At 71.2% G+C, this 22,976-nt stretch carries 19 protein-coding genes; 7 read left to right on the forward strand and 12 right to left on the reverse strand.

Features of this window, described 5'->3' with window-relative positions; translation table 11 throughout:
• Positions 1 to 64 precede the first annotated feature (64 nt).
• Both OHS71_RS26545 and pepN read right to left on the reverse strand, forming a co-directional pair.
• On the reverse strand, positions 65 to 1,132 hold the full coding sequence (locus OHS71_RS26545) for a hypothetical protein (RefSeq protein ID WP_328481841.1): 1,068 nt from the start codon (positions 1,130 to 1,132) through the stop codon (positions 65 to 67).
• A 205-nt stretch (positions 1,133 to 1,337) separates the two neighbouring features.
• Positions 1,338 to 3,962, reverse strand: coding sequence for an aminopeptidase N (gene pepN, locus OHS71_RS26550; protein WP_328481842.1), 2,625 nt, complete (start codon positions 3,960 to 3,962; stop codon positions 1,338 to 1,340).
• A 140-nt stretch (positions 3,963 to 4,102) separates the two neighbouring features.
• On the opposite strand from pepN, the gene OHS71_RS26555 reads away from it, so the two are divergent.
• On the forward strand, positions 4,103 to 4,747 hold the full coding sequence (locus tag OHS71_RS26555; protein WP_328481843.1) for a mycothiol-dependent nitroreductase Rv2466c family protein: 645 nt from the start codon (positions 4,103 to 4,105) through the stop codon (positions 4,745 to 4,747).
• 178 nt (positions 4,748 to 4,925) lie between these two features.
• Here OHS71_RS26555 and OHS71_RS26560 read toward each other — a convergent pair whose 3' ends face one another.
• From OHS71_RS26560 to OHS71_RS26590, 7 genes are all read right to left on the reverse strand, one after another.
• On the reverse strand, positions 4,926 to 5,162 hold the full coding sequence (locus tag OHS71_RS26560) for a hypothetical protein (RefSeq protein ID WP_328481844.1): 237 nt from the start codon (positions 5,160 to 5,162) through the stop codon (positions 4,926 to 4,928).
• Positions 5,163 to 5,467: 305 nt separating this feature from the next.
• On the reverse strand, positions 5,468 to 6,364 hold the full coding sequence (locus tag OHS71_RS26565) for a TauD/TfdA dioxygenase family protein (RefSeq protein ID WP_328481845.1): 897 nt from the start codon (positions 6,362 to 6,364) through the stop codon (positions 5,468 to 5,470).
• Between the two features lie 11 nt (positions 6,365 to 6,375).
• Entirely contained in the window at positions 6,376 to 7,734 is a 1,359-nt protein-coding gene (locus OHS71_RS26570; RefSeq protein ID WP_328481846.1) for an LLM class flavin-dependent oxidoreductase, read from the reverse strand.
• Entirely contained in the window at positions 7,731 to 8,468 is a 738-nt protein-coding gene (locus OHS71_RS26575; protein ID WP_328481847.1) for an ABC transporter ATP-binding protein, read from the reverse strand. Before OHS71_RS26575 ends, OHS71_RS26570 begins: the two co-directional genes overlap by 4 nt.
• On the reverse strand, positions 8,444 to 9,445 hold the full coding sequence (locus OHS71_RS26580; protein WP_328481848.1) for an ABC transporter permease: 1,002 nt from the start codon (positions 9,443 to 9,445) through the stop codon (positions 8,444 to 8,446). The genes OHS71_RS26575 and OHS71_RS26580 overlap by 25 nt, the downstream gene beginning before the upstream one ends.
• Before the next feature lie 5 nt (positions 9,446 to 9,450).
• Positions 9,451 to 10,518: an ABC transporter substrate-binding protein gene (locus OHS71_RS26585; protein ID WP_328481849.1), complete on the reverse strand. Its 1,068-nt coding sequence runs from the start codon at positions 10,516 to 10,518 to the stop codon at positions 9,451 to 9,453.
• A gap of 341 nt (positions 10,519 to 10,859) precedes the next feature.
• Entirely contained in the window at positions 10,860 to 12,065 is a 1,206-nt protein-coding gene (locus OHS71_RS26590; protein ID WP_328481850.1) for an ROK family protein, read from the reverse strand.
• 465 nt (positions 12,066 to 12,530) lie between these two features.
• Between OHS71_RS26590 and OHS71_RS26595 the strand changes: the two genes are divergently transcribed.
• Positions 12,531 to 13,136, forward strand: coding sequence for a biotin transporter BioY (locus tag OHS71_RS26595; protein WP_328481851.1), 606 nt, complete (start codon positions 12,531 to 12,533; stop codon positions 13,134 to 13,136).
• A 236-nt stretch (positions 13,137 to 13,372) separates the two neighbouring features.
• On the opposite strand, the gene OHS71_RS26600 is transcribed toward OHS71_RS26595, so the two are convergent.
• Positions 13,373 to 14,095, reverse strand: coding sequence for a hypothetical protein (locus OHS71_RS26600; RefSeq protein ID WP_328481852.1), 723 nt, complete (start codon positions 14,093 to 14,095; stop codon positions 13,373 to 13,375).
• 284 nt (positions 14,096 to 14,379) lie between these two features.
• Here OHS71_RS26600 and OHS71_RS26605 point away from each other — a divergent pair, with 284 nt between their 5' ends.
• A complete protein-coding gene (locus OHS71_RS26605) occupies positions 14,380 to 16,275 on the forward strand; it encodes a protein kinase domain-containing protein (RefSeq protein WP_443047174.1) in 1,896 nt (631 codons plus the stop codon).
• Between the two features lie 182 nt (positions 16,276 to 16,457).
• Here OHS71_RS26605 and OHS71_RS26610 read toward each other — a convergent pair whose 3' ends face one another.
• Positions 16,458 to 17,963, reverse strand: coding sequence for an amino acid permease (locus tag OHS71_RS26610; protein ID WP_328481854.1), 1,506 nt, complete (start codon positions 17,961 to 17,963; stop codon positions 16,458 to 16,460).
• Between the two features lie 216 nt (positions 17,964 to 18,179).
• Between OHS71_RS26610 and OHS71_RS26615 the strand changes: the two genes are divergently transcribed.
• Together OHS71_RS26615 and OHS71_RS26620 are read left to right on the forward strand one after the other, a co-directional pair.
• Positions 18,180 to 18,665 carry a ribose-5-phosphate isomerase gene (locus OHS71_RS26615; protein WP_328481855.1) on the forward strand — a complete coding sequence of 162 codons (486 nt, stop codon included), beginning with the start codon at positions 18,180 to 18,182 and terminating at the stop codon, positions 18,663 to 18,665.
• Between the two features lie 257 nt (positions 18,666 to 18,922).
• Positions 18,923 to 19,729 carry an Fpg/Nei family DNA glycosylase gene (locus OHS71_RS26620; RefSeq protein WP_328481856.1) on the forward strand — a complete coding sequence of 269 codons (807 nt, stop codon included), beginning with the start codon at positions 18,923 to 18,925 and terminating at the stop codon, positions 19,727 to 19,729.
• Positions 19,730 to 19,780: 51 nt separating this feature from the next.
• Here OHS71_RS26620 and OHS71_RS26625 read toward each other — a convergent pair whose 3' ends face one another.
• Positions 19,781 to 21,025: a GNAT family N-acetyltransferase gene (locus tag OHS71_RS26625; RefSeq protein WP_328481857.1), complete on the reverse strand. Its 1,245-nt coding sequence runs from the start codon at positions 21,023 to 21,025 to the stop codon at positions 19,781 to 19,783.
• A gap of 234 nt (positions 21,026 to 21,259) precedes the next feature.
• Between OHS71_RS26625 and OHS71_RS26630 the strand changes: the two genes are divergently transcribed.
• Both OHS71_RS26630 and OHS71_RS26635 read left to right on the forward strand, forming a co-directional pair.
• A complete protein-coding gene (locus OHS71_RS26630; RefSeq protein ID WP_328481858.1) occupies positions 21,260 to 22,444 on the forward strand; it encodes a PP2C family protein-serine/threonine phosphatase in 1,185 nt (394 codons plus the stop codon).
• Between the two features lie 32 nt (positions 22,445 to 22,476).
• A complete protein-coding gene (locus tag OHS71_RS26635) occupies positions 22,477 to 22,971 on the forward strand; it encodes an HD domain-containing protein (protein WP_328481859.1) in 495 nt (164 codons plus the stop codon).
• The last annotated feature ends 5 nt before the right edge of the window (positions 22,972 to 22,976 follow it).

The following is a 22,976-nucleotide window of genomic DNA, read 5'->3' on the forward strand; positions in this document are numbered from 1 at the left end:
AGGAGCCGCCGGGTCGGATCCGGCGGCTCCTCCTCTCCCCTCCTGGCCCCGCCCCGGTCCGTCACTACCGGGGCAGCACCACGACATACGCGGCCGGGTCCCGGTCGCCGGACGCCATCAGCGCCGTGCGGACCACCGCCGCCTGCTGCTCCATCGCGTCCCTCAGCTTCTTCGGCGTGATGTACACGACCGTGATGCCGAGCCGTTCCAGATGCTCCCGCTTGCGGGCGTACTCCGACCAGAGGGCGTCCTCGTCCTGCCGGGGCGCACGGGTGTCCAGTTCGACCGCCACCGCCTGCTCCGGCCAGTACGCGTCCAGACCGCCCAGATGGGGGCCGCCCGGCAGGCGCAGGTCCACGTTCCACACCGGGTCGGGGAGGCCGTACTCGCAGACCATCGTGTAGAGGCGCTGCTCCGCGATGGCGCGGCCCTCCGCCAGCAGCGAGTCCACCGCGTCCACCACGTGCGGGCGGCCCAGCAGCTTGGCGCTGTTCAACTCCCGCACCACGGCCGCCGGTTCGCAGTGGCCGGCGCGTACCGCCTCCGACAGCAGCCGGCGCACCACCCCCGCGTCCGTCAGCTGTGCCACCGCGTCGGCCAGTGCGCGGGGCACCGGCGCCACCGGAACGCCCGTCGCCTGCTCGGGAGTCGGCAGGCTGCCCGTACGGACGACGTGGGCGCAGCCCGCCGAGCGCAGTCGGCGCAGGCGGGGGACCAGGACGTCGATGTGCTCCAGGGACATCAGCGGGGGAGCGCACGAGATGCCGTGCAGGTTCAGGGCCGCCAGTCCGGTGATCATCGCTTCCTTGTACACCGGCCGGTGCGGGTCCCCCGAGCCCGGCTGGGCCGGCACCGCGGGCGGCGGCGTCGCCGTGTCGCGGCCCGCGTACATCAGCACCGCGTGCAGCCGCTCCTCGCTGGTGGGCGGGCCCGGGTGCAGCAGGTACACACCGGGGAGGAGCTGCTGCCAGGGGCCGCCGGGACGGCACTGCTCGTTCGCCTCGGCCGTCGCGACGCCCTGGGTGCGGAGCTGTCCCGCCGTCCTGACGCGGCGCTGGACGTCCGACAGGTGGCGGACGGGGCGGGGGGCCGCCGAGGGGATCTGGGGGAGCGGGGGGTTGTGGTGGTTCATGCAACGTGGATTCCGCGCCGGAGCGGCCTCCTAACCCCTGTTACACGCCTGTCGACAAACCGGGACAAGTTCGCCCTAAAGGACGGATGTTCGGATGCCGATAGGTGCCGAAAACCCCTGGCCCGAGAGAAGGGGTCAGGGGTTACGGGTCGGATTGCCTGAATTCCGTAACGGTGACCGTCGGCGGAATTCATGGCCAAAGGTGTCAGTCGGTCAGGGTCCGCGCGTTCTCCGCGTCCGCGCCATCGGCCGGTGCGCTGCCCGCGTCCGCGCCGCCTGCCTGTGCCCGCAGGGACCGCGCCAGGTCGTCGCGCGCCTCCAGGACCAGCCGGCGCAGTGCCGGGGCCGCCGACCCGTGCGCCGCCAGCCACGCGTCCGTCGCCTCCAGCGTCCGCGGGGAGTCCTGGAGCGCCGGGAACAGCCCCTTGACGACGGTCATCGCGATCTGGATAGACCGCTCGGCCCAGATCCGCTCGATCGACGCGAAGTACCGGTCCGCGTACGGCGCCAGCAGCTCCCGCTGCGAGGGCTGGTCGAATCCCGCGATCGTCGCCTCCACCAGCGCGTTGGACAGCGAGTCCGACTCCGTCAGCTGGGCCCACGCCTGTGCCTTGACCGCCGCGGACGGGCGGGCCGCGAGACAGCGGACCTGGTGCCGCTTGCCGGATGCCGTGTCGTCCCGCGCCAGTTCGGCCGCCAGCGCCTTCTCGTCGGCGAGTCCGTGCGCGACCAGCGGCTCCAGGAACACCCAGCGCAGCTCCTGGTCCACCGCCAGTCCGGCGATCTCCTCCGTGCCGTCCAGGAGACCCTGGAGCAGCTCGAAGTCGGATCCCGAGGACGCCACCGTCGCGAAGAAGCGCGCCCAGGCCAGCTGGTGCTCGCTGCCCGGCTCGGCCGCCCGCAGGTCCCGCAGCGCGACGCCGGCCACCAGCTCCTCACCCGTGCGGCGCCACGACGGCGACGCGTAGTGGACCAGCGCCGAGCCCGTCCACGCGTGCAGCATCTGGAGGACGCCGATGTCGGACTCGCGGTGCGCGAACCGCGTCACCAGATCCACGAAGTCGGACGCGGGCAGCAGCGCGTCCCGGGTCAGGTTCCACAGCGCCGACCAGCACAGGGCGCGGGCCAGCGGGTCGGTCATGGAGCCCAGGTGCTCCCGCAGCGTGTCCAGCGAGGTCTCGTCGAAGCGGATCTTGCAGTACGTCAGGTCGTCGTCGTTGACGAGCACCAGCTCCGGGGCCTCGGCGCCCGCCAGTTCCGTCACGACCGTCCGTGGACCGTCCACGTCCGCCTCGGCGCGGGCGTACCGCACCAGACGGCCGTCCTCGCGGCGGTACAGGCCGATCGCGACCCGGTGCGGCCGCAGCTCCGGGTACGCCTCGGCGGCCTCCTGGAGCACCGCGAGCTCGTCGATCCGGCCCTGTGGGTCCAGCAGGACCTGCGGGGTCAGCGAGTTCACGCCCGCCGTCTGAAGCCAGGACCGCGCCCAGCCGCCCATGTCCCGGCCGCTGGTCTCCGCGAGCACCGACAGCAGGTCCCCGAGGCGCGTGTTGCCGTACGCGTGCCGCTTGAAGTAGCGCCGCGCGCCCTCGAGGAACGCGTCCTGGCCGACGTACGCCACGAGCTGCTTCAGGACGGAGGCGCCCTTGGCGTACGTGATGCCGTCGAAGTTCAGCTTCGCGTCCTGGAGGTCGCGGATGTCGGCGGTGACCGGGTGCGTGGAGGGGAGCTGGTCCGCGCGGTAGGCCCAGGCCTTGCGCCGGTTGGCGAAGGTGATCCAGCCGTCGGTGAAACGGGTCGCTCCGACGAGCGCGAACGCGCCCATGAAGTCGGCGAAGGACTCCTTCAGCCAGAGGTCGTCCCACCACTCCATGGTGACCAGGTCGCCGAACCACATGTGCGCCATCTCGTGCAGGATGACGTTGGCCCGCCCCTCGTACGACGCCTGCGTCACCTTCCCGCGGAAGATGTACTCCTCGCGGAAGGTCACCAGACCCGGGTTCTCCATCGCGCCGAGGTTGTACTCGGGCACGAAGGCCTGGTCGTACTTCCCGAAGGGGTACGGGTAGTCGAAGTGGTCGTGGAAGAAGTCCAGGCCCTGCTTGGTGACGAGGAAGACGTCCGCGGAGTCGAAGTGGGGTGCCAGGCCCTTGCGGCACATCGCGCCGAGGGGGATCTCCAGGGTCGTGCCGTCACCCAGGTCGCGCGTGTAGGTGTCCGTCACATAGTGGTAGGGGCCGGCCACGACACAGGTGATGTACGTCGAGATCGGCTTGGTCTCGGCGAAGCGCCACACCCCGTCCGCGCGCTCGCCGGCCCCGTTGCTCCACACCACCCATTCCTCGGGCGCCCGCACCTCGAAGCGGAACGGGGCCTTGAGGTCGGGCTGTTCGAAGCCCGCGAAGACGCGGCGGGCGTCGGCCGGCTCGTACTGCGTGTACAGGTAGACCTCGCCGTCCTCGGGGTCGACGAAGCGGTGCAGACCTTCGCCGGTGCGGGAGTAGGCGCACCGGGCGTCGACGACCAGCTCGTTCTCGGCGGCGAGCTCCTCCAGCAGGATCCGGGTGCCGTCGAAGACCTCCCCGGGGTCGAGGTCGCGGCCGTTGAGGGAGACGGACGTCACCTTCGGAGCGATCAGGTCCACGAAGCTCGACGCGCCGGGCTCGTTGCAGCGGAAGCGGATCGTGGTGACCGAACGGAACGTGCGGGGATCTTCCCCGGGCAGGTCGCCGACCGCCGACCGGATGTCGAGGGACACGTCGTACCCGTCGACGGACAGCAGGGCGGCCCGCTCCCGGGCCTCGTCGCGGGACAGGTTCTCACCGGGCACGGCGGTACTCCCTCAGTGTGCTGAGCATGGGCTTCTCGGACAGCAGCGATCCTGCCACGTGCCCCTGACGCGGGGCAGCAGGGAATGTGCGGGACGGACAGCGGTGTTACAGGGGAAAAGGCTTCCCGCTGAGGAGAGACATGTCCGAGAAGACCCCCGTCGACTTCTGGTTCGACCCCTCGTGCCCCTGGGCATGGATGACCTCGCGCTGGGTGCTGGAAGTGGAGAAGGTCCGTGACATAGAGGTCCGCTGGCATCTGATGAGCCTCGCCGTCCTCAACGAGGACAGGCTCGAGGAGCTGCCGGAGGAGTACCGGGAGTTCCTCGAGGAGAAGGCGTGGAGGCCGGTCCGTGTGGTGGCCGCCGCGGCGCAGAAGCACGGCGCGGACGTTCTCGGCCCGCTGTACACCGCGCTCGGCACCCGCATCCACAACAACGGTGAGGGCCCCACCCGGGAGGCCATCGTCGGTGGCCTCGCCGACGCCGGTCTGCCCGCCGACCTCATCGACTACGCCGACCAGGCGGACTTCGAGTTCGACGCCGAGCTGCGTGCCTCCCACAAGGAGGGCATCGAGAAGGTCGGCCAGGACGTCGGCACCCCCGTCATCGCCGTCCCCGGCGCCGACGGCGAGCAGATCGCCTTCTTCGGCCCCGTCGTCACCCCCGCCCCCAAGGGTGAGGAGGCCGCGCGTCTGTGGGACGGCACCCTCGCGGTCGCCTCGGTCCCCGGCTTCTACGAGATCAAGCGCTCCCGGAGCAAGGGCCCCGACTTCAGCAACCTGTGACGGCCGTGCTGCCCCGCGAGTGTCACGCGCGGGGCACCCGCGGGTCCATGCCGAAGACCGGGACGGAACGCCTCCGCTCCCCGTCGGCCGGGACCGCGGCGTGGGCCGCGAACCCCGAGCCGGACCTGCCGTCCACCGTTCGGTGGACCCCGGCACGGGGGCGCCTGCGGGGGAGGCCCTAGCGGGCCGGCTGCGGGGGCTCGCGGAACTCCTCGGGGAGGTCGAAGCCGGACTTCCAGTTGAAGTACGACTGCACCCGCACGCAGCCTTCGCGGGTGCAGCGCCGGTATGTGCCGAGATCCGCCCGGTGCACCTGGCCGTGGTTCAGGGCGTACGCCCGCTCCTCGCCCTGGAGGTGCCGGAAGTACTGCTCCGTGTCGCCGCAGTTGGGGCAACGCCTCATCGGAAGACCCATGCGGGCCACTGTCGCCCTGAACGGCCGCCCTGGGGAAGTCCCCACGCCCGCGCCTTCCCCCGCGCAGAGGAGCGGCCCCGCGAGTCATGTCCTCGCGGGGCCGCTCCTTCACTCCGCCGGCCGCCGTGAAGGGTGAGAAGACGATCACGAGGCAGGACGACCTTTATTGCAAGCGACTTGCAGGTGCAGGTTAGCAACAGCAAGGGGGTCGCGGGCAAGAGGAAGAGGGCCCGGGCCACGAGAAGGCCCCCACGTGTCTCCACGTGGGGGCCGAACGGGTACCGGCGGGGGACGGCCGCCTCAGGTCACTGGGCGGCTACGGAGGTGTAGTGCGCCGCGTCACCCTCGATCGAGTAGCTCTCCTTGCCCTCGATGCCCACCGGGATGTCACCCGCGACCGTCACCCGGTGCAGCCGGCGGGGCCTGCCGTCGTAGTTGTCGACCGCGTAGTGCTGGGTGATGCGGTTGTCGAACAGGACCAGCTGGTTCTCCGACCAGCGGTGACGCAGGATGTTCTCCGGCCGGGTGACGTACGACTGCAACAGGTCCAGGATCTTGCGGGACTCGCCCGGCGACAGGCCCACGACGCGCTGCGCGAACCCGCCGATGAACAGGCCCCGCTCACCGGTCAGCGGGTGGACGCGGACCACCGGGTGGACCGTGCGGTACTTGATCGAGGTGAACTGGGCGCGCGCGGCGGCCTGCTCCTCGTCCACCGTCTCCTGCGGCACCGCGTAGTCGTAGTCGTTGGTGTGCTCGGCCCACAACGTGTCGGCCAGCTGCCTGAGCGGCTCGGGCAGCTGGCGGTAGGCCGCGGCCGAGCTGCTGATCAGGGTCTCGCCGCCGTACGGCGGGAGGACCAGGCTGCGCAGGGTGCTGGCCTGCGGCGGGTTGAGGACGAAGGTGACGTCCGTGTGCCAGTGGTTCGCGGCGCGTCCGCGCTCGCTGTCGACCGGCAGCACGTTCGGGACGCCGTCGACGGCCGGCACGGTCGGGTGGGCGGTGGTGAGGTCGCCGAAGTGGCGGACGAAGGACTGCTGGCCCTCGTCGTCCAGGTTCACGTCGTCGAAGACCAGGGCCTTGTGAACGTTGAGCGCCTCACGCAGGGCGGCGTAGGTCTCCTCGTCGAGGGGCTCGGCGATGTCGACGCCGGACACCCGGGCGCCGATGTGCGCGGTGACCTTGCGGATCTCGATGCTCATGGAGGGACCTTTCAGACGAGGGCGGGTACGGCAGCGGTCACGTACTGGTTGGCCGGGCGCGGCAGTCCGTACCTCTCGCGCAGCGTGGTGCGCGGGCCGTACTCGGAACGCAGCAGACCGCGGGCGCGCAGGATCGGAACGACGTGGTCGACGAAGGCGTCCAGGCCGGAGGGCAGGACCGCGGGCATGATGTTGAACCCGTCGGCGGCACCCTGGGTGAACCAGGTCTCGATCGCGTCGGCGACCTGCTCGGGCGTGCCGGCGAAGGTGAGGTGCCCGCGCCCGCCGCCGAGCCGCCCGATCAGCTGCCGCACGGTGAGGCGCTCGCGCCGGGCCAGTTCCACCACGAGGGTGTAGCGGCTCTTGGCGCCCTCGATCGCGCTCTCCGGCGGCAGGTCGGCGGGCAGCTGCGAATCCAGCTCCAGCGCGCCGGGCTCCAGTTGGAGCAGCTGCTCCAGACGCTCGACGCCGTGCGTGTGCACGATGTGGTCCTCCAGGACCTGTTCGTGTCCTCGCGCCTCGGCCTCCGTCGAGCCGATCACCGGGACGATCCCGGGCAGCACCTTGATGTGCCCGGGATCCCGGCCGGCCTGCCGGGTGCGCGACTTCAGGTCGGCGTAGAAGGCCTGTGCGTCGGCGAGCGTCTGCTGCGCGGTGAAGACCGCCTCCGCGTACCGGGCCGCGAACGCCTTGCCGTCCTCGCTCGATCCCGCCTGCACCAGCAGCGGGTAACCCTGCGGCGAGCGCGGGACGTTGAGGGCGCCCTCGACACTGAAATAGGTGCCCTGGTGCCGGGGCGGGTGGACCTTCGCGTCGTCGCCCCAGACGCCGGCCGCCTTGTCGGCGACGATCGCGTCGTCCTCCCAGCTGTCCCAGAGCTTCAGGGCCACGTCGAGGAACTCACCGGCGCGGGCGTACCGCTCGGCGTGCGCCGGCTCGGCGTCCAGACCGAAGTTGCGGGCGGCCTCCGCGCCGGCGGTGGTGACGATGTTCCAGCCGGCCCGGCCGCCGCTGATGATGTCGAGCGAGGCGAACTTACGGGCCAGGTTGTAGGGGGAGTTGTAGGAGGTGGAGGCGGTGGCGATGAGGCCGATGTTCCGGGTGGCCGTCGCCAGAGCGGTGAGCAGGGTGAGCGGCTCCAGGGCGCCGGCCGGACGCTGGGCGATGTTGCCCCACAGCTGTGGCCCGTCGGCGAGGAACAGCGAGTCGAAGGTGCCGCGTTCGGCGATCCGGGCCAGGTGGACGTAGTGGTCCAGCTCCACGTGGGCGTACGGGTCGCTCTCCGGGAGCCGCCAGGACGCCTCGTGGTGGCCGGTGTTCATCAGGAACGCGTTGAGGTGGAGCTGTCGTCGGTTGTCAGCCGTGGTCACTTGTGGTCCTCCGTGACGCCCAGGGCGGCGAGCAGTCGTTCGCGGTACTCGCCGAGCAGCGGGTCCCGGTACGAGCGCGGGTGCGGTCGGTCGATGGTCAGGTCGAGGCCGATACGGCCGTGGTCGAGGACGAGGATCCGGTCGGCGAGCACGATCGCCTCGTCCACGTCATGGGTGACGAGCAGTACGGAAGGCCGGTGGCGCTCCCACAACTCACGCAGCAGGGCGTGCATCTTGATGCGGGTGAGCGCGTCCAGCGCACCGAACGGCTCGTCGGCCAGCAGGAGTTCGGGCTCACGGACCAGTGAACGGGCCAGCGCGGCGCGCTGCGCCTCACCGCCGGACAGCTCGTTGGGCCAGGCCCGCTCGCGGCCCTTCAGCCCGACCTCGGCGAGGGCTTCGCGGCCCTTGTGCTCCGCCTCCTTGCCGTCCAGCCCCAGCAGTACGTTGTCCAGCACCCGCCGCCAGGGCAGCAGCCGGGAGTCCTGGAAGACCACGGACACCCGTTCCGGGGCAGTGAGCTGCCCGCTGCCGGCGACCTCGTGGTCGAGGTGGGCGACGGCCCGCAGCAGGGTGCTCTTGCCGGACCCGCTGTGCCCGAGGAGCGCCACGAACTGTCCGGCGGGGATGTCCAGGTCGATGTCGTCGAGGACCGTACGTTCCTCGAACGACCTTGTCAGGCCGCGCAGTTGTACGGCGGCGGAGCGGGTCAGCTGCTCAGTGTGCGGCGCCACGACAGCACCCTCCGTTCGATGAGACGGACCGCGCTGTCGGAGAGGAGACCGAAGACGCCGTAGATGAGGAGGCCGACGAGGATGACGTCCGACTGGCCGTAGTTCGTGGCCTGGAACATCATGTAGCCGAGGCCGCTGGTGGCGTTGATCTGCTCCAGTACCACCAGTCCCAGCCAGGAGCCGGTCACTCCGAGCCGGAGTCCCACGAAGAATCCGGGCAGCGCGCCGGGGATCACGATCTGCCGGATGAACTGGACCTTCGACAGGCCCTGGACCTCGGCGAGTTCGACGAACCGGTTGTCGATGCCGGACAGCGCGGCATGCGTGTTGAGGTAGATCGGGATGTAGACGACGATGGCGATGATCGCGATCTTGAAGGTCTCGCCGATGCCGAGCCAGAGGATGAACAGCGGGATCAGGCCGAGGGTGGGTATCGCCCGGTTGAGCTGCACGGTCCCGTCGATCAGCGCCTCCCCGGTGCGGGTCAGCCCGGAGGCGAGGGCGAGGACCACCCCGGCGGTGAGGCCGATCGCGAAGCCGTACGCGGCGCGCTCCAGCGAGGTGAGGACATCGGTGGTCAGCGTCCCGTCGGTCCACAGGTGGACGCCGGTCCGCACGACCGTCCAGGGCGCCGGGATCGCCCCGGTGTCCAGGCGTCCGGCGGCCGAGGCGGCGGCCCACAGGGCGATGAGCAGCAGGGGGCCGACCAGCCGGGAGGCCGGCCACGGTTTGCCGGGAGCGAGTCCGCGGCGTCGGCGGCGACGGACCGGGGGCCCGCCGGCAGCCGCCCCGGCCGCCCCGGCGGCGAGGGCGGGAGCCGTGGTCACGGCCGTGGCCGCGCCGGTGTCCGTGCCCGCGCCCGCGCCTGTACTCCCGTCCGTGCTCCTGTCCGTGTCCGCGGCCGGGCTCGTGCCCCTCGTCGGGCCTGCGCCGGTGGTCCGGCCTGCACTGGTGGTCGGGCTTGCACTGGTGGTCATGGCGGTCAACTCCGGTACTCGGCTGCCACGGACTTGGCGGCGATGCCCTCGAAGCGGTGGTCGAAGAGCGAGGCGACATCGAACTTCTTCACGAAGCCGCCCTCCGCGAGAAGGTCCGCGGTCTCCTGCTCCCACTTGACGGCCTCGTCCCAACTCGGCGGGAACAGCGGCTTGTTGGCGAGTGCGGTGATCGACTTGGCCTGGTCGAGGCTCAGGTTCTGCGTCTTGACGAAGAACTCCTCGTTCCAGACGTCCGGGTTCTCGTAGCTCCACACCAGGCCCTGCGCCCACTGCGGGATGAACGCGGCGACGGCGGCCGCCTTCGCCTTGTCGTTCAGCACCGACGCCGGCGCCCACAGCAGACTGAGCAGGTCGACGACGTCGGTGGTGATGACGCGGGCGCCCTTGGGCCCGTACTGCTTGAGGTAGGCGGGCGACTGGGTGTTGCCGAGCGGGGCGATGTCCACCTGGCCCGACTGAAGGGCGGTGAGGAACTGGTTGCTGGTCAGCGGGACGAGCTTCACTTCGTCGTACTTGAGGCCGGCCTTCTTCAGTGCCCGCAGCAGGACCACGCCCTGTGCCTGCCCCTGTGAGAAGGCCAGCTTCTTTCCACGGAAGTCGTCTACGGTCCTGATCTCGCTGCCCGGCTTGGTGGCGAAGACGTAGTTCGGCTTACGCGTGATGTTGATCGCGACGATCTTCGCGTCGAAGCCCTGGTAATGCGCCTGGATCGGCGGGATGCCCGCGTTGTTGGCGAGGTCGAGGGACTTCGCGCGGAAGGCGTTGATGACATCGGGACCGGCCCCGATGTTCAGCCAGTTCGACACCGTGAAGGGCAGTTCGGGCAGCTTCGCCAGCTTGATCTGGAGCTGCTGCTGGCCCTGGAAGGAGGCGATCTTCAGGCTGGTGCCGGCGGGCACCCGGTCGGCGAGCGGGGCCGTGGAGGCGCCCTTCCCACCGGTGGCGGCGCTGCTCTCGGCGCAGCCGCTGAGTCCGGCGACACCCGCGGCGGCGCCCAGCAGGGAGGCGAGGAAGAGACGCCGGTCGACACCGGACGTACGGGAAACAGGCACGGGAGGACCCCCAGGGAACGGGAAAAGGGAAGGGAGATTGGGCAGGCAGAGGAAAGCGGTGCCGGCCGGCATGCCGGACTGCGGCAGATCCCGTGACGGGAAATGCACACAGGACATTCCTGCGAGAAGCTGGAAGGGGCCGCGAAGTATCCGCGACGAAGCGCGACGAACCGAAGGTGTTCGCAGGGAAACGCGACGAGTTCCTACGGCGAAATGCGGGAGAAGGTGGCGCTCCCGGCGCGCCGGGGCGTCAGCAACAGAAAGTGCGACAGCTCATGGGATAGATGTTCCTGTCCACGTGTGGGGCCTGTCAACATTCGGAGTTTCTGAATTAACTCGGCTCAGGCGCCCGGGCCGGAGGACGAGGCCAGCGGATCGCGGTAGAGCACGTCCAGGGCCACCGCCCCGCCCGCCATGGCCAGCACGGTGCCGGGGAAACTGCTCGGCGAGACGGCGGCGGCACGCCCCGCCCCGACCTCGTCCCGCAGCGCGGCGAGACAGTCCTCCCGGTACAGCACGCCCACCTCGGTGACGACGACCCGCTCCGGATTGAGCACGTCCAGCAGCAGCGCGGTCGCCCGGCCCACCATCCGCGCCCGCTCCCGCAACAGCCGTGCGGCCACCGGGTCCCCGGCGTCCGCCGCGGCGACCACACGCATCGGGTTCACCCCGTCGATCACCCCGGCCCGCCGGGCCCGCCCGCACAACGTCCGCTCGCTCAGCTCCACTTGGAGGCAGCCGACCCGGCCGCAGTCACACGGCTCCGTCCCGCCGGGCAACGGCAGATGCGCGATGGCGCCCGCCTGTGAACGCGGCCCGTGGTGGACCTCGTCGTGGGTGGCGAACGCCGCGTCGACCATGTTCCCGACGAACAGGTGCAGCACGCTGAGGCTGCCGCGCGCCCGCCCGAACAACCGCTCCGCGTTGACCAGCGCCCGCGCGTGCCCGTCCACCTGGACCGGCAGCCCGGTGCGCGCACCGACCGTCTCCCGCACCGCCACGTCCCGCCAGCCCAGCAGCGGATGCTCGACGACGGTCCCCGAATCCCGGTCCACCCAGCCACCCACCGCGACCCCCACGCCCAGGGCCCGGCAGCCGGCCGCCTCCTCCAGCAGCGCGCCGAGCCCGTCGGCGGCCCGTGCCAGCACCTCGGACGGTTCGAGGCTCCGATGCCTCAACTCCCGCCGCGCCACCACCCGGCCGCGCAGATCCAGCAGGGAGACGGTCGTGTACGGCACCGCCACATGCACCCCGCCCACCACCAGCCGCGAGTCGTCCAGGTCCACGGGCACGTGCGGCCGGCCCACCCCGTTGCTGCGCCGGGGCGCCTCGGCCTCCCGGATCAGACCGAGCCCGGTGAGCCGGGCGCAGTGGTCGGTGACGGACGCGGGGGACAGCCCGGTCAGCCGGGCGATGGTGGAGCGCGCGACCGGTCCGTGCTCCAGCACGGACCGCATGATCACACTGGCGCTGGTGCGCCGCCGGTCGCTGTCTGCGACCCGGGTGACGGGAGAGGACAGGGCGGGAAAAGCCGCTGTACGGGGCATGGGGAACTTCCTCGGAAGTCGGGAGCCGGTCCGACACTGCGCCGTCCGTGGAGCGTGACGCGCCGGATGATCGGCTCCGCCCGCCTCACACCGGAGGGCGACAGGCGGCCGCGCCCACGCGTCGCAGGTCGACATGGCGACGCGACGAGAAGTTCAGAGCCTGGGCCTGGGCAACCATGGCTCGAAGCTAGCAAAGCGGACCGGCCCTGCCCAGACAGCGACCGACGGGCGAGACGGCCGCCGTTCGATTGGTGAAACCCTACAGAGGCCGCCGAAGGGGCCCGGGTATCCCGAACCACTCCACCTCAGTGACCGGGGTCACCTCGTACCGTGTGTAACGCCCACCTTTTGTCGGGAGCCCACCAACCCCGCGTTCGACCGTTTGTCGACCACTGACGGTGATCGCCCCGCTCCCCCTGGGATAGCGTCGCCGTGTCCCGTCCGTCCCCGTCCCGCGGAGTCCCCATGAGCACCGCCGCCGTCACCCCCGCCCGTCCCGGAACGGTCCTCGCCGACCTCCTCCCCTCGCCCACGCTCCGCGCGGGCGGTGCCTCCACCCGTGTCCGGGACCTCGCGCTCGTGCTCGGCGGCGCCGCGCTCACCGGCCTCGCGGCCCAGATCGCGGTCCCCGTTCCCGGCAGCCCCGTCCCGGTGACCGGCCAGACCTTCGCCGCGCTGCTCGTCGGTACCACGCTGGGTGCCCGCCGCGGGGTCTCCTCCCTCGCCGTCTACGCCCTCGCCGGTCTCGCCGGGGTGCCGTGGTTCGCGGGCGGCAGCTCCGGCGTCTCCGTCTCTTTCGGCTACATCCTCGGCATGATCCTGGCGACCGCCGCCGTGGGCGCCCTGGCCCGCCGGGGCGCCGACCGCTCCGCGGCGCGCATGGCGGGCACGATGCTGCTCGGTGAGGCGATCATCTACCTCGTGGGCGTTCCGTACCTGGCCTACGCCGCCGACATGTCCGCCTCCGCCGCGATCGCGGCCGGCCTCACCCCCTTCCTGATCGGCGACGCCGTCAAGGCGGTCCTGGCGATGGGGCTGCTCCCCACGGCGTGGAAGCTCGTGAAGGAGTAACCGCCCCCCTGGACGCCCGCCGAGAGGTTCGCCGGGTCGGATCGCACCGCGCGACCCGACCCGGCGAACCTCTTTGCGTGCGGCGGCCGGCTCAAGCCCGCCTTCTGATCAGCTTGCGCGCCGCTCGGCTCACGTGCTGATCAGCTTGCGCGCCGCTCGGCTCACGTGCTGCTCAGCCTGGGCGCCGCTCGGCTCACGTGCTGCTCAGCCTGGGCGCCGCTCGGCTCACGTGCCGCTCAGCCCGCCTGGCGCTGCGGCCGCCGCCCGGACCACCACAGTCCGGCCGCGCCCGCCGCGAGCAGTGCGGCTCCGGCCGCGCCGAGCGGCAGCACGTCCCGGCCGACTCCGGTCCTGGGCAGTTCGTCGCCCCCGGGTGCCACGGGCTTGTTGTCGGTGCCGAGGAGCAGCGGCGTCGCGGGCGCGTTGGGCGACGGATTCGCCGTGCCGAACGGCACCGGGCCCTGCTGCCAGAACGTCTTCTTCCCGTCACCGGTCTGGACGGGAAGGCAGATCTTCCCGGTCTTGCTCAGATCGAAAGTCGCGTCGACGGAGTAGGACTTCGCCGCCCCGGCCGCGAGATTGCCGACGGGGCAGGAGAAGCCGCTGTTCGATCCTTCCGGAAGATCCTTCTTCGCGATGGCGTCACACCCCTGGACGCTTTTGACCGTGAGGCCGTCGAACCCGACGACCAAAAGCCTTATCCGTCCGCTCTCCTTGGTTCCCTCGTTCTTCACCGTGGCGGTGATCGACGTTTTCCCGGAACTGTTGTCCACCGAGATCCGCTGCGGCAGTGTCGTCGTCGTCCTCACGCCCGCGGGTGCCTCGTCGACGGGTTTGCCCCCCTTGCTGCTCCCGGGTCCCTGGTCATCTGCCCCGGCGGGGAAGGAAAGGATCAACACCGCCGAGAAAGATGCCGCGACCAGCGATCCGGCGACGGTCGTCGCACGAAGAGAACTCATGTTCGCCCCCCTTGGCTGCGCCTGAATTCGCAGTACTGGAAGAGGTACCACAAGATTTCTCGCCACTATGCTTGTACGGCCTTAAGTGTGACTATTGTGTTTCGGGGGCCGGGCAATGGAGGGGGTGCGGCGGATTGCCGGGAAATGCGGGAAACGCGGGAAACAGGGGAAACGCAGGGAATCCGGAGAGTTCGGGGAACGCGGGGGATCCGGGGATTGGCGGTTTCCCCGGGTTGCTCGTGAACGGGCGCTACCGACTGGTCGAGAGTATCGGCCAGGGGGGAATGGGGCGGGTGTGGCGAGCCGTCGACGAAATGCTCGACCGGCAGGTCGCGGTGAAGGAGATGCGGATCGACGGACTCGACCCGGAGGACACCCGCACCCGCCGCGAACGCACGCTGCGCGAGGGCCGGGCCACCGCCCGGATCGACCATCCCCACGTGGTGCGCGTCTACGACGTCGTGGACGAGGGCGAACGCCTGTGGATCGTCATGGAGTTGGTGGCCGGCCGTTCCCTGGAACGGGTCATGGCCGAGGAAGGCCCACTGAGCCCGCGCGAGACCGCCCGGATCGGCCTGGGCCTGGTCACCGCACTGCGTGAGGTGCACGCGAGGGGCGTGCTGCACCGCGACATCAAACCGGGCAACGTCCTGGTGGAAGGCGAGAGGAGCACGGGGAGGGAGGGAGGCACTGAGAGCGGGAGAGGTACGGCTGACACGGGGAACACGGGGGGCACGGAGAGCACGGGGGGCACGGGGAGCACGGGCATCGGGGAGGGCGGTGGCCGGCGGGTGGTCCTCACCGACTTCGGTATCGCCGCGATCCAGGACGCGACGGCGTTGACCATGGTCGGCATGCTGGTCGGCTCCCCCGACTACATGGCCCCCGAGCGCATCTCGGGCCGTCCGCAGGGCCCGCCGTCCGACGTGTGGTCGCTGGGCGCGACGCTCTGCGCCGCCCTCGCCGGCCACTCGCCCTTCTTCCGGGACACCACCCTGGCGACCCTGCACGCCGTCCTCTACGAGGAGCCTCTGCTCCCCGCCGCCGCCGGCCCGTTGTACGACATCCTCACGGCCCTCCTGGCGAAGGAGCCCACCGCCCGTCCCACCCTCACCCACCTGAAATCCGTCCTCCACCCCATTGCCTTCCCGCCCCCTGGTCCGACGGTGACGGCGACCGGGGAGGGTGGAAGCGCGGGTATGCGCTCGGAGGCGGGGTCCGAACTCCCGTCCCCCGGCCCGTCGGCACACCCACCCCCACGTTCCGGAGTCTCACTCGCCCGTTCCCGGGCGGTGACCGAACGCGGCCCCGCCCCGCACGCCCACGCCGCGCCGGTCCCGTACGTCGCCCAGGACCCGGCCCCCCGCCCCACCGCGCAGGCCGGCCCGCCTCCGGTGGCGAGCCCGGACGTGTCGACCCGCCGGGCGGGCGTGCCGCACGGCGCCGAGCTGCCAGGACCCGCCGTACCGGCCGCTCCCGGTGCGGTCGGGCGTCCTGCGCGAGGCGACGCCGGGCACCGTGACGGACGGGCTGGGCGATGGACGGGCCGCGGCACCGCCACGGCCGCCGCCGTCGGAATCGTCGCCGTGGGTACGGTCCTCGCGATCGTGCTGGCATCGGCCCCCGGCTCGCACGACGGCGACAACCAGGCGGGCGGCTCGTCGTCCGGGCCCGCGAAGGTCACCGGCTCGAGCGCCGGGACCGGCTCGAGCCCTTCGGTCTCGCCGACCGTCGCGGGGACCTTCAGGCCGCCGAGTCTGCCTCCGGGCACACACCAGGAGGCCGGCGGCTTCGCATGGGCCACCCCCAAGGGCTGGCGGCGGGATGTGAAGACGGGCGCAGAGGTGCACTACACGTCCCCGGACGGCACCCAGGAACTCGTCGCCAAGTCCTCCCTGGCCCGAGGCGACCTGATGGAGACCTGGCGGACCTCCGAACGGAACGCCCAGCAGGGCCGGGACTACAACAAGATCCGTCTGGAGGAGACCACGTTCCGGGGCGGCCCGGCAGTCGTATGGGAGTACACCTTCACCCTCGAAGGCACCCCCTGGCACGCCCGGCTCCTGGGCTTCGACGAGAGCGGGAAGTCGTACCAGATCAACACCTGGTACCAGCCCGAGACCGAGGCGGCGGCCCTGAAGACGTACGAGAAGGTCAAGGACAGCTTCGTGGTGAGGTGACGTGAGGCGAGGGAGGTGGAGAGGACGGGAACGAGAGGACGGGAACGAGAGGCCGAGAGGAGAGGGAGGGAGAGGGGGAGGAGAAGGAGAGGGAGAGAAAAGGGGAGTGAGCGGGGGAGGGGGCGCACGAAGACAGGGGCCCGCCGAAGCGGACCCCTGCACACTTCCGACGGCCCGGAGCGCTACTCGGCCTCGACCTTGGCCCCGGTGCTGCCGGCGCCCCCGGTGGTCTGGACCTCGGGCCGGCCCTGGGCCCTGGCCTTGACCCGGCCTTCCTTCACGAAGGCGACGCCGACCACGAGAGCCGCGACGAGCAGCGACAGCAGCACGGTGGTCCGCCCGCTGCTCTCGCCCTCGGTGTCGGTCAGCATGTAGCCGAGCACGAAGACGATGAGCGCGGCCGTCGCCCAGGTGAGATACGGGTACAGCCACATCCGCACGACCAGCTTCTCCGGCGCCTCGGCCTCGATGATCTTCCGCATCCGCAGCTGTGAGAAGCAGATCACCAGCCAGACGAACAGGGCCACGGCGCCACTGGAGTTGACGAGGAAGAGGAAGACGGAGTCCGGGAACCTGTAGTTGAAGAAGACGGCGACGAACCCGAACGTCACCGAGGCGACGATGGCCGCGAGCGGAACACCACGACTCGTGGTCCGGGCGAACATCTTCGGCGCGTCACCGCGTTCGCCGAGCGAGAAGGCCATGCGGGATGCCGTGTAGAGCCCGGAGTTGAGACAGGACAGCACCGACGTGAGCACGATGAAGTTCATGATCTGACCGGCGTGCGCGATCCCCAGGGTGTCGAGGGCCGCGACGTAGGACCCCTTGTCCTTGATGGAGGCGTCGTCCCACGGCAGCAGGGTGACGACGACGAAGATCGACCCGAGGTAGAAGACGCCGATACGCCAGATGATGCTGTTCGTGGACTTCGTCACGGCCCGCTGCGGGTTCTCGGACTCGCCGGCCGCGAGGGTCGCGATCTCGCTGCCCATGAAGGAGAAGACGACGAGCAGTACACCGGTGAGGATGGCGCCGGGTCCGTGGGGCAGGAAGCCGCCGTGGTCGGTGAGGTTGCCGAGCCCCGCCTTGTCGCTGTGGGCACCGGGCAGCACGCCGAAGACCGCGAGGCCGCCGACGACGATGAAGGCGCCGATCGCGACGACCTTGATCCCGGCGAACCAGAACTCGAACTCGCCGTAGGACCCGACGGAGACGAGGTTGGTGGCGGTCAGCACCACCATCACCAGCAGCGCCCACCCCCACTGCGGTACCGCGGGCATCCACCCTTCGAGGATCTTGGCCCCGGCGGTGGCCTCCACCGCGAGAACGACGACCCAGAAGAACCAGTACAGCCAGCCGATGGAGAACCCGGCCCAGCGCCCGAGCGCCCGGTCGGCGTGCGCGGAGAACGAACCGGAGGTCGGATTGGCCGCGGACATCTCGCCCAGCATCCGCATCACCAGCACCACGAGCGTGCCGACGAGGGCGTAGGAGAGCAGGATGCCCGGCCCAGCGGTGGCGATTCCGGAACTGGAACCGACGAACAGTCCGGCGCCGATGACACCGCCGATGGCGATCATCGAGAGATGCCGGTTCTTGAGCCCTGCCTGAAGCCCGGATCCGGATCCGGGTTCTCCGGGACCTCCGGGGCCGTGATCGGCCTTGGTGAGGGTCGGCTGCGAAGTCATAGGGATGGATTTCCTTTGCGCCGCGTGAGCTGAATCAGGTGGATCGTGCGTGGGGGGCGTACGAGCCGGTCCAGTGAATCCGAGGAGAATGGATTCGGGAACCTTCGATTCCAGATCGTTACTTGAGGTTTTCCTGAGCTTCCATGGGGTGGCTCACGGTTTTCGGACGCGGCACCCGGCGCTGCTACCCCATGGCGCTCGTGTCACACTCGACTCATGCGCGTGTATCTCGGCTCGGACCATGCCGGCTTCGAACTCAAGAACCACCTCGTCGAATGGCTCAGGGCGGCGGGTCACGACCCGGTCGACTGCGGGCCCCACATCTACGACGCCCAGGACGACTACCCGCCCTTCTGCCTCCGCGCCGCGGAGCGCACGGCCGCGGACCCCGCGTCCCTGGGCATCGTGATCGGCGGCTCCGGCAACGGCGAGCAGATCGCGGCGAACAAGGTGAAGGGCGTCCGTGCCGCTTTGGCGTGGAGCGAGGAGACGGCGTCTCTCGGCCGCCAGCACAACAACGCCAACGTCGTGGCCGTCGGCTCCCGCATGCACACCCAGGACGAGGCGACGAAGTTCGTCGAGACCTTCCTGGCCACGCCGTTCTCCGAGGACGAGCGCCACATCCGCCGCATCGACATGCTGTCCGCGTACGAGACCACCGGCGACCTCCCCGCGATCCCGCCCCACCACCCCCAGCAGTGACGGCCGCGCCCCGCGGGGTGCGAAGACGCACCCGTGCGGGGCGCCGGGACGTGGCCGCCTGCGAGGTGTGGAGACGTAGCCCGGCCGACCGGGTCCGGTAGGGGACGAGGTTTCGGGGCCTCCACACGGCTCGCCACCCATCCGACCGGGTCGGACGGGCGGGCGAGGTTTCGGGGCGCGCTCCCGCACGGCTCACCGCCCGGCCGACCGGGTCGGGTGGGCGGCTGCACGGTCGGGAAGGGGAAGAGGAGACACCGGTGCCAGAAGGCCACACCATTCACCGGCTGGCGCAGGACTACGCCCGCTTCATCCACCGCCCCCTCCAGGTGACCAGCCCCCAGGGCAAGTTCGCCGACGCCGCCGCCCTCCTCGCCGGCACCGCCCTCACCCACACCGAGGCGCACGGCAAACACCTCTTCCTCGGCTTCACCGGCGACCGGTGGATCCACATCCACCTCGGCCTGTTCGGCAAGGTCACCTTCGGCCCGGCGCCCGCACCGCCGCCCACGGACACGGTCCGCCTGCGGCTGGCCGACCCCACCGCCTACGTGGACCTCCGGGGCCCCACCACCTGCGCCCTGATCACGGACGTCGAGAAGCAGGCGATACACGCCCGCCTCGGCCCCGACCCCCTGCGCGCCGACGCCGACCCCCGAGCCGCGTACACCCGCGTCTCCCGCAGCCGTACGACGATCGCCGCCCTCCTCATGGACCAGAAGGTCATCGCCGGCGTCGGCAACGTCTACCGGGCCGAGGTCCTCTTCCGGCACCGGATGGACCCGTACCGCGCGGGCCGGGACATCACCCCCGCCGAGTGGGACGCGATCTGGGCCGATCTCGTCGCCCTCATGCGGGAGGGCGTGCGCAACAACCGCATCGACACGGTCCGCCCGCAGCACACCCCGGAGGCGATGGGCCGCCCGCCCCGCGTCGACGATCACGGCGGCGAGGTGTACGTCTACCGCCGTACCGACCAGCCCTGCCACCTCTGCGGCGAGACCGTGCGCACCGCGGACCTCGCCGCCCGCAACCTCTTCTGGTGCCCGACCTGCCAGACGAACTGACCCGGCGCCCCCGGCCCCCGCCGCGGGCGGACCCGCGGACGCCTGGACCTGTCAGAACCCGTGCGGCAGCCAGGGAGCCGTGGCCGTGCCGAACCCCACCGCGGCCTCTGCCAGCGCGCCCTGCCTGAGCTCCCGCACCCGCCCGGCCCCCGCCAGCGAGGCGAGGCCGACACCCCCCAGGTACGCCGCCCCCAACTCCCGCACCGACAGAGCGAGATCGGCGGCATCGGACGTACGCACGCACACCGCCCCCTTGCCGTCCCCCGACAGCCGCCAACGCCCCGAGTTCCACGGGCAGAAGGCGTCCTCGACCTCCAACACCACGTCCACCGGCGCCTGGTACGTACGCGCCTCGAGCGCCGCGCCCACGTCCACCAGCCGCACATGCAGCGAGTCCCGCACCCGCAGCTCGCACCGCCGGATGTCGGAGACGAGGTGCTGCCAGGCCTCGTCCATCGGCCGCGCCCGCACCTTCAGCGAGGTCGTGAGATCGATCCCGAACAGGAAGCGCCACAGCGCCGCCTCCGACACCGGATCGGCCCCCGTCAGGTCCTGGAGGACGACCTGCCCGTTGTGCCCGCTGTCGCGCCACTCGGGCCGCACCCGGAAGCGGGTGTACCCGGTGACCTCCCCGTCCCGTTCGGCGAGCACGCACTGGAGCGGCGACGCACCGCCCCGCTCGCTCTGCGGATCCAGCAGTCCGAGCCGCTCCCAGTCCGGCCGGCGCGCGAGCATCCCGGCCCGGCGGGACACGGTCCGCGCGTACACCGCCTCGCAGGCCTCGAGCTCCGCTCCCGGATCGACGTAGCGCAGCCGTACGTCGTCCGTGCCGGCCGGGACGGACAGCCGTACCCGGCTGGTGTCGATCTCGGCGTGCAGCCCGAACGTGGCCGCGGCGTACCCGAACCGTCCGTAGATGGCCGGTTCGGAGGCGGTGAGGATCGCGAGCGGCTCGCCCCACGCCCGCACGTCGTCGAGCTGCCGCCGCATCATCGACGTCAGCACCCCGCGCCGCCGGTGGGTCGCGCTCACCCCGACCATCGACACACCCGCCGCCGGTACCGAGGCCCCGCCCGGCACGGTCAGCCGGAACTCGTACGCCCCCGCCGTGGCCACGCACCGGCCGTCGTCCCACACGCCCAGCGATCGCTCGCACGAGGTGAGCGCCCGGAAAAGCTCCCGCTCCTCGGTCGATTCCCCGAGCCCGCCGAAGGCGCGGAGCAAGGTGCCGTACCACTCGTCCCATTCGCCCGGTTCGAGCACTTTTGGCTCCGGCAACTCCCGCATCTCCCACATCTCCCGCACCTTCCGCTGCTCCCGCCGCCGGCCGCCGAGGAGACCCAGCGGTCCGCCGCGTCACCGGTCATGGAGTCATGCCTAGCAGGCAGGTGCGGGGCGGGCCAGCCAATTTCTCCCTCCTCGGGGCGCGAGCGCTTTCCGTGAAGTTCACTGTGAAGTTGAGCCTCTGAGGGGGGACAAGTGGGACCTCCCGTGCCAAGCGGCGGGTTCGATGGATAGGGTCCCGAACTAATGGCAGTAGGACGACAGCGGCGCGCGGAAGCCGAGACGTTGACGGCCCGGTTGAAGCACTTGTGGCACCGGGTCCGCACCGGCGTGCGCAGAAGCGCCGTGGACTACTTCCGCGGCGACGGTTCGGACTGGATCGCGCTGGCCTTCCTGCTGCTCACGGTCCCGCTGATCGCCCTCACCACGCTCGCCGACTCCGTGTGGTGCTCCCCGGCCGCCCTGGTCCTGCCGATCGTCGCCGGCGGGCTGCTGCTGCGCCCGTCGAGCCTGCTCGGCCTGTACGCGGCGGCGGCCACGGCCCTCATCGTGGAGTCGGTACAACTGGGCCCTTACACACAGGGCCCGTCCAGAGTCACCCCGGGCGTCGTCCTGGTCGTCGCCGCATGCGGTTTCTTCGGGCTGCTCATCGCCCAGTTCCGCAGCCGGGTCGGCGTGCCCTGGCGGCGCGGCGGCACCATGCTGTTCGACCTGCGCGAGCGCATCCGGGTGCAGAGCAAGCTTCCGGGCCTGCCGCAGGGATGGCACCGCGAGATGGCGCTGAGGCCTGCCGGCGGCCAGTCGTTCTCCGGCGACTTCGTCGTCGCGGCCCGGACGAACGGGGGCCGCACCCTGGAGGTCGTCCTCACGGACGTCTCCGGCAAGGGCATGGACGCCGGCTCGCGGGCGCTCCTGCTGTCCGGCGCCTTCGGCGGTCTGCTCGGCTCCCTGCCCCCGCACGCCTTCCTCCCGGCCGCCAACGGCTATCTGCTCCGCCAGGACTGGGACGAGGGCTTCGCCACCTCCATCCACCTGGTCCTCGACCTCGACTCCGGCGACTACGAGCTCTACTCGGCCGGTCACCCGCCGGGCCTCCAGCTCAGCGCGGGCAGCGGCCGCTGGGAGGAGAAGGCCGCCGAGGGCCCCCTCCTCGGGGTGTACGACGGCGCCCAGTTCGACCCGGTGAAGGGCTCGCTGCGCCCCGGCGACGTGCTGATGCTGTTCACCGACGGCCTGGTGGAGACGTCCGACCGGGACATCGTCGAGGGCATCGACCGGCTCACCGGCGAGGCCGACCGCTATGTGGCCGGCGGTTTCCAGGGCGCCGCCTGGCACCTGATCGAGGCGGTGGCGAAGGACGTCAACGACGACCGTGCCCTGTTGCTGATCTGCCGAGAGGGGCCGACCGCCCAGTCGGTCCTGCTGTCCTGACCTCTCCCGAGACGCCCGAGGGAAGAACCGCCATGCTCACCCTGTCCGAGGTCGAGACCCTCGCCCGCGCCGCCCATGAGGGACAGACCGACAAGGCGGGCCGGCCCTACGCCGAGCACCTCCAGGCGGTCGCGGCGGGCGTACGCGCGCGGGGCGGCGACGCCGAACAGATCGCGGCGGCCTGGCTGCACGACGCGGTCGAGGACGAGGCCCTGTCCGAGGCATGGCTGCACGAGGCCGCGCTGAGCGACCGCACGAAGGCCGTCGTCCTGGCGGTCACCAAGCGGGCGGGGGAGACGCCGGAGACGTACGCGGCGCGCATCCTGGCCACCCCGGGCGCGCTGTTGGTGAAGGAAGCTGATCTGGCGCACAACGCGGACCCGGCGCGACTGGCGGTCCTGGACGCGCCGACCCGGGCGCGCCTGACCGAGAAGTACGCACGGATGCGCACACTCCTCGGCCTCACGGGCGCCCCGGATCTCACCGGCGCCCCGGGTCTCACGGGTGATACGGGGCACGCGGGCTGAGAACG

The organism is Streptomyces sp. NBC_00377 (genome assembly GCF_036075115.1).
In the GTDB taxonomy this organism is placed as follows: domain Bacteria; phylum Actinomycetota; class Actinomycetes; order Streptomycetales; family Streptomycetaceae; genus Streptomyces.

Excerpts from the sequence above, each read along its gene's own strand:
- OHS71_RS26615 (WP_328481855.1), top strand. The coding sequence starts at position 18,180 with ATGCGCGTGTATCTCGGCTCGGACCATGCCGGCTTCGAACTCAAGAAC.
- OHS71_RS26635 (WP_328481859.1), top strand. The coding sequence starts at position 22,477 with ATGCTCACCCTGTCCGAGGTCGAGACCCTCGCCCGCGCCGCCCATGAG.
- OHS71_RS26560 (WP_328481844.1), bottom strand. The coding sequence starts at position 5,162 with ATGGGTCTTCCGATGAGGCGTTGCCCCAACTGCGGCGACACGGAGCAG.
- OHS71_RS26630 (WP_328481858.1), top strand. The coding sequence starts at position 21,260 with ATGGCAGTAGGACGACAGCGGCGCGCGGAAGCCGAGACGTTGACGGCC.
- OHS71_RS26565 (WP_328481845.1), bottom strand. The coding sequence starts at position 6,364 with ATGAGCATCGAGATCCGCAAGGTCACCGCGCACATCGGCGCCCGGGTG.
- OHS71_RS26600 (WP_328481852.1), bottom strand. The coding sequence starts at position 14,095 with ATGAGTTCTCTTCGTGCGACGACCGTCGCCGGATCGCTGGTCGCGGCA.
- OHS71_RS26555 (WP_328481843.1), top strand. The coding sequence starts at position 4,103 with ATGTCCGAGAAGACCCCCGTCGACTTCTGGTTCGACCCCTCGTGCCCC.
- OHS71_RS26625 (WP_328481857.1), bottom strand. The coding sequence starts at position 21,025 with ATGTGGGAGATGCGGGAGTTGCCGGAGCCAAAAGTGCTCGAACCGGGC.
- OHS71_RS26595 (WP_328481851.1), top strand. The coding sequence starts at position 12,531 with ATGAGCACCGCCGCCGTCACCCCCGCCCGTCCCGGAACGGTCCTCGCC.
- OHS71_RS26605 (WP_443047174.1), top strand. The coding sequence starts at position 14,380 with ATGGGGCGGGTGTGGCGAGCCGTCGACGAAATGCTCGACCGGCAGGTC.
- OHS71_RS26545 (WP_328481841.1), bottom strand. The coding sequence starts at position 1,132 with ATGAACCACCACAACCCCCCGCTCCCCCAGATCCCCTCGGCGGCCCCC.
- OHS71_RS26580 (WP_328481848.1), bottom strand. The coding sequence starts at position 9,445 with ATGACCACCAGTGCAAGCCCGACCACCAGTGCAGGCCGGACCACCGGC.
- OHS71_RS26610 (WP_328481854.1), bottom strand. The coding sequence starts at position 17,963 with ATGACTTCGCAGCCGACCCTCACCAAGGCCGATCACGGCCCCGGAGGT.
- OHS71_RS26590 (WP_328481850.1), bottom strand. The coding sequence starts at position 12,065 with ATGCCCCGTACAGCGGCTTTTCCCGCCCTGTCCTCTCCCGTCACCCGG.